5 protein-coding genes are annotated in these 4,947 nt (G+C 75.4%); 4 read left to right on the forward strand and 1 reads right to left on the reverse strand.

The window, feature by feature from the left end:
* Positions 1–231 precede the first annotated feature (231 nt).
* Positions 232–1,374: a glutathione-independent formaldehyde dehydrogenase gene (locus HGA02_RS10285; RefSeq protein WP_168678927.1), complete on the reverse strand. Its 1,143-nt coding sequence runs from the start codon at positions 1,372–1,374 to the stop codon at positions 232–234.
* A gap of 264 nt (positions 1,375–1,638) precedes the next feature.
* Between HGA02_RS10285 and HGA02_RS10290 the strand changes: the two genes are divergently transcribed.
* The 4 genes from HGA02_RS10290 to HGA02_RS10305 all read left to right on the forward strand — a co-directional run.
* Positions 1,639–2,193 carry a hypothetical protein gene (locus tag HGA02_RS10290; protein ID WP_168678928.1) on the forward strand — a complete coding sequence of 185 codons (555 nt, stop codon included), beginning with the start codon at positions 1,639–1,641 and terminating at the stop codon, positions 2,191–2,193.
* Between the two features lie 20 nt (positions 2,194–2,213).
* Complete coding sequence (locus tag HGA02_RS10295) at positions 2,214–2,597, forward strand: hypothetical protein (RefSeq protein WP_168678929.1); 384 nt, start codon at positions 2,214–2,216, stop codon at positions 2,595–2,597.
* A gap of 67 nt (positions 2,598–2,664) precedes the next feature.
* On the forward strand, positions 2,665–4,287 hold the full coding sequence (locus tag HGA02_RS10300; RefSeq protein ID WP_246247640.1) for an outer membrane protein assembly factor BamB family protein: 1,623 nt from the start codon (positions 2,665–2,667) through the stop codon (positions 4,285–4,287).
* Positions 4,288–4,351: 64 nt separating this feature from the next.
* On the forward strand, positions 4,352–4,947 hold a 596-nt coding region (locus tag HGA02_RS10305), incomplete at its 3' end, for a thermonuclease family protein (RefSeq protein ID WP_168678931.1).

A 4,947-nucleotide genomic window follows, 5' to 3' on the forward strand; every position in this document is an offset into this window, starting at 1 on the left:
CTCGTCCACGCCCGGACGCGGCACGTCCTCGACGAGCTCGTAGCCCGAGTAGACGCCCCACGTCGGCGAGCCCGTCGCCGCGAGCACCGCGCGCACCGCGAAGCCACGGCCGCCCGTCGCCTGCAGGAGCCGGCGGTCGACGTCCGGGGGCTCGTCGCCGCCCGCGGCGGCGCCGCCGGGAGGGACGACGGCACGACGCCGTAGCGACCAGGTGACCGGCGTCCTCGGACGTCAGGCGCCGGGGTTGAGCAGCACCTTCGTCCAGCCGTCGTCGCGCGCGTCGAAGTGCGCGTAGGCGTCGGGCGCCTCGTCGAGACCCAGGTGGTGCGAGACCAGGAACGACGGCCGCGCACGCCCGGCGACGATGAGGTCGCGCAGCTGCCGGTTGTACCGGGCGACGGGCGCCTGGCCGGTCCCGATGTGCAGGCCCTTGGTGAACGCGGCCCCGAACTGGAACGGGATGCGGCCCTGCTCCGCGAGCTCGGTGGTGGCGCCCGGGTCCTCCGGCACGTACACGCCGACGACGCCGATCCCGCCCGTCGAGCGGACGACCTCGACGAGGTTGTCGAGGACGAGCTCGGGGTGCTCCTGCCCCGAGGCGTCGTGCGCCTGGTAGCCGACGGCCTCGACGCCGCAGTCGACCCCGCGGCCGAGCGTCGCGTCCATGATCTGCTCGACGGGGCCGCCCGCGGTCAGGTCGACCGCCTGGGCGCCGATCTCCTCGGCGAGCCGCAGCCGGTCGGGCTCCTTGTCGACGACGAACACCCGCGCCGCACCCTGGATCAGCGCCGCGTGCGCCGCCATGAGCCCGACGGGACCTGCGCCGAACACCGCGACGTCGTCGCCGGGCGACACGCCCGCGAGCGCGGTGCCGTGCCAGCCCGTCGGGAAGATGTCGCTGAGCATCGCGAAGTCGTCCTCGTGGTCCCGGCCCTCCGGGAGCTCGAGCAGGTTGACGTCCGCGAACGGGACGCGCAGGTACTCCGCCTGCCCGCCCGGGTACGGCCCCATGTTCGCGTAGCCGTACGCGGCGCCGTCGACGCCCTCCGTCGGGTTGGTCCGCAGGCAGTACGACGTCCACCCGTGCAGGCAGTTGCGGCACGTGCCGCACGCGATGTTGAACGGGACGCTCACGCGGTCGCCGACCTTGATGCGCGTCACCGCGGGGCCGACCTCCTCGACGACGCCCATGTTCTCGTGCCCGAGCACCGTCCCCTCCTCGACGCTCGTCCGGCCCTCGTACATGTGCAGGTCGGAGCCGCAGACGTTGGTCGTGGTCAGCCGGATCACGGCGTCGGTGGGCTGCTCGACGCGGGCGTCGGGGACGTCCCGGACGGTGACCTTGCGGGGTCCTTCGTAGACGACGGCGCGCATGGCGCTCCTTCGGGTCGACGGGCGCCGGGGACGGTGCCCGTGGGCACGGCACGTGGCTGGACCGTCCCGGCCATGCTCACCCGGGCCGGGACGCCCCGCATCTGGCCGGCACGGGCTTCGGACGCGGGTACGACGAGCCCCGACCCACGTCGCCGTCATCCGGACGGGTGACGCCGCACGGATCTGGCCTCGCCCGCATGCCGGGCGCCACTACGTTGTGCGCCGACCACCCCGGACAGCCCGGGCTCGAGCAAGGAGACCGGCATGTCCGACCACGTCGTCCCGTCCGCCCCGCCCGTCCAGCCGCCGGCCGTCGCGCCCGTCGGCAACGTCGGACGCGGCGCCCTCTTCGCGCTCGCGACGATCCCCCTCGGCATCGCCACGTGGGTCGTGATCTGGGGCTTCGGGTTCATCGCGTCGATCGTCGCCGCGGCCGTCGCGTTCGTCGCCGTCAAGCTGTACGTGCTCGGCGCGGGCCGGCTGAGCCGCCCGGGCGCGCTCGTCGTCCTCGCGATCACCGTGGTGACCCTCGCGCTCGCGTTCGTCGGCGGCATCGCGTGGGACGCCGCGGTCGCGGTCGCCGAGGAGGGCGGTGTCGGCACGTGGGACGCCCTCACCGAGCCGGGCTTCTGGTCGTGGTTCTGGCCGGTCCTGCCCGAGGTCCTGCCCGAGTACGGCGGCGACCTCGCGTGGGCGGTCGGCTTCGGCGCCCTCGGGTCGTTCGCGACGCTGCGCGGCGCGTGGACGACCACGGCCCCCGAGACCCCCTCTTCGACGCCGCCGGCCGACGCCCCGACCGCGCCGGGCCCGCAGGCCTGACGCGGGCTCCGCGGCCCCCGGTGCGACGACGCCTCGCCCTGGCGGCCGCCGTGGTCCTCGCCGTCAGCGGGTGCGCGGGGCAGGAGGGCGGTACCGGGGTCGTCGAGGGCGGTCCGGTCGCGTACGTGACGCCGAGCTCCGACGGTGGCGACGCGGCGCTGCTCGAGGGGACGGTGTCCGTCACCGACGTGTGCCTGACGGTCGTCGACGAGCTCGGCCAGCGATGGCTGCCGGTCTTCCAGCGGCCGCGGACGACCTGGGACGGGACGACGCTCACGTACGACGGCACGAGCTACACGGACGGCGGCCACATCCGGCTCGGCGGCGGGAGCGGCAGCACCGACAGCGCCGACTACGTCCCCGACGGCTGCGAGTTCGACCTCGCGTTCTCCGTCGCCCCCTGAACCGACGACCGGTCTGCCGAAGGCCAGCGCGGGCGTGCGGCCGGCGGGTAGCGTCCGGCGTGTGACGATGCACGACGTCGAGCTGGTCGAGCCGGACGACGCGCCCACGGCCGCGTCGGCGTCCGAGCCGTCGCTCCTCGACCGGGTCCGTCGTCGGCCGCGCTGGCTGGCCGCGGGCGCAGCGGTCGTCGTCGGGCTCGTGAGCTTCCAGGTCGTCAGCGACCGGCGGGTGCGGGCGGCGGACGACGCGCGTGCGGCCGCGCTCGCGGACGTCCCGTACGTCCTCGACCCCGTCGACCCGGCGTTCCCCGTGCTCGTGCAGGGCTCGTACTCGTGGGAGGACGGCGGCGTCCCACCGGTCGTGTCCGCCTTCGTCGGCGGCGGAGCGCCCGTGGCCGACGTCCTCGTCACCGGCACCTCCGGCTCGTCCCGGAGCCGGGAGGCGCACCTGGTCGCGATCGACCCGGCGACGGCGGAGGTCGTGTGGGACACGGCGTTCGCCGCGCCCGTCGAGGGCGCGACCGACGCCGGCGGGTGGTGCTGGGCGCCGGAGGTGCCCGATGCCGCGACCGCCCGGTGCGTCGTCCGCTGGCAGCTCCCCACCGCCGACGACAGCGGACTCTGGCAGGACCTCGCCGCCGTGGTGGAGGTCGACGCCTCCGACGGGGACGTCGTGCGACGGACCGACCTGCCCGTGGGGGCGACGCTCGGCACCGGCGCGTGGGGCATGGTGGTCGGGACCCTCGACGGGTCGCGCCTGACGCTGGACGCCTCGCGGTGGGACGGGTCGCACCTGTGGACGCGCACGCTCGAGATGCCGCGCCGCACCGCCGACGACCAGACGTTCCTCAACCTCATGGTCGTCGAGGAGCGCCTGCTGGTGTCCGACTCCATGGGCGGTGCCGGGTGGGTCCTGTCGACGACCGACGGGACGCTGCTCCGGACGCTCGACGACGGGACGGGGTCGGGGATGACGCGCCTGCTGAGCACCGGTGCCGTCGTCGTCGACGACCCGGAGCTGGCGAGCGACGAGCCCCGCGGCGACGTCCCGGCGATGCTCGTGCGGCCCGACGGGTCCGAGGTGCCCTTCGACGGCGACCACGTCGAGTGGGTCGGCCTCGACGACGGGACGCTCGGCGACGCGCTGCTCACGGGCACTGCGGCCGCGCCCGGCTACGCGCGTACCCGTGGCGGCACGGCCGTGCCCTCCGCCGAGGCGGACGGGTCCGTCGCGCGGCTCCGGGGACCGGACGGCACCGTCCGCTGGGAGGTGCCGGGCCTCGACGTGCTGGTCGCGATCGCCGTCGACGGCCTGGTCGTCGCCCGGACGTCGGACGAGGTCGCGGCGGTGGACGCCCGCACGGGCCGGGTTCGGTGGCGCGTGGCGACGTCGGGTGACGGAAGCTCGATCAACGGCCTTCTCACGGACGGGCGCGTGATCCTGGTGGCCGACGGGACGCAGCTGGACGCCCTGTCCTACCGCGGCGAACGTCTCTGGTCGGTGCACGTGCGGGACGCGGGCGACGAGCACGTCGTCGCGCCGGGTCCGGCCCCGACCCCGGCGCCCACGGGCGCCGAGGGGCTCACCGGCGACCAGGTCCAGTGGATCGCCTCGCCGAGCGGCCGGCTCGCCCTCGGCGTCATGACGGGCGACGGTGACCGGCAGGAGTACCTCGTCTTCGGGCGATGACAGGGACGACCGGTCGCCTGATCGAGCCCTTCACCTCGACCGCACCGGTGCCGATGCATCGGGTGTGAACCGTGTCCTGCTCCGTCCTGCCCGTGTGGTCGTCGCCCTGCTGCTCGCCGTCGTGGGCGGTGCGGGCCTGACAGCGTGCGGAGGCGACGACAGCAGCGCGACGGTCGTCGGCGCCGTCGACGGTGGCACGTTCACGGCGGAGCGTGGCGGGGACGAGGTCCGTGTGCGTCTCGCCGGCGTCGTCGCACCCGAGGGCGGCGAGTGCCTCGCCGACGAGTCGGCGGATGCGCTGGACGAGCTGCTCGCCGAGGACACGCAGGTCCGGCTGGAGGTCGAGGCGGCCGCCGACGGCGGCGACGAGCTCGTCGCACGCGTCTTCGTCGACGACGAGGAGGTCGCAGCCGAGCTCGTCGGTCGGGGACTCGCGCGCGTCGCCCCCGAGGTCGCGGACGAGGAGTACCGGACGTCGCTGCTCGACGCGCTCGAGCGGGCGCGTGCAGAGGGACGCGGCGCTTTCGACGAGTCCGTGGCGTGCACGCTCCCGGCGCAGCTCGCGGCGTTCGAGGCGGCGGGCGAGGACGCCGTGGCGGCGGCCGCCGGCATCGGGGTCGGGGTCGGGGTCGACGCGGTCGACACCCACGGGCGCACCCT

The sequence above is a fragment of the Cellulomonas septica genome (assembly GCF_012396155.1).
In the GTDB taxonomy this organism is placed as follows: domain Bacteria; phylum Actinomycetota; class Actinomycetes; order Actinomycetales; family Cellulomonadaceae; genus Cellulomonas; species Cellulomonas septica.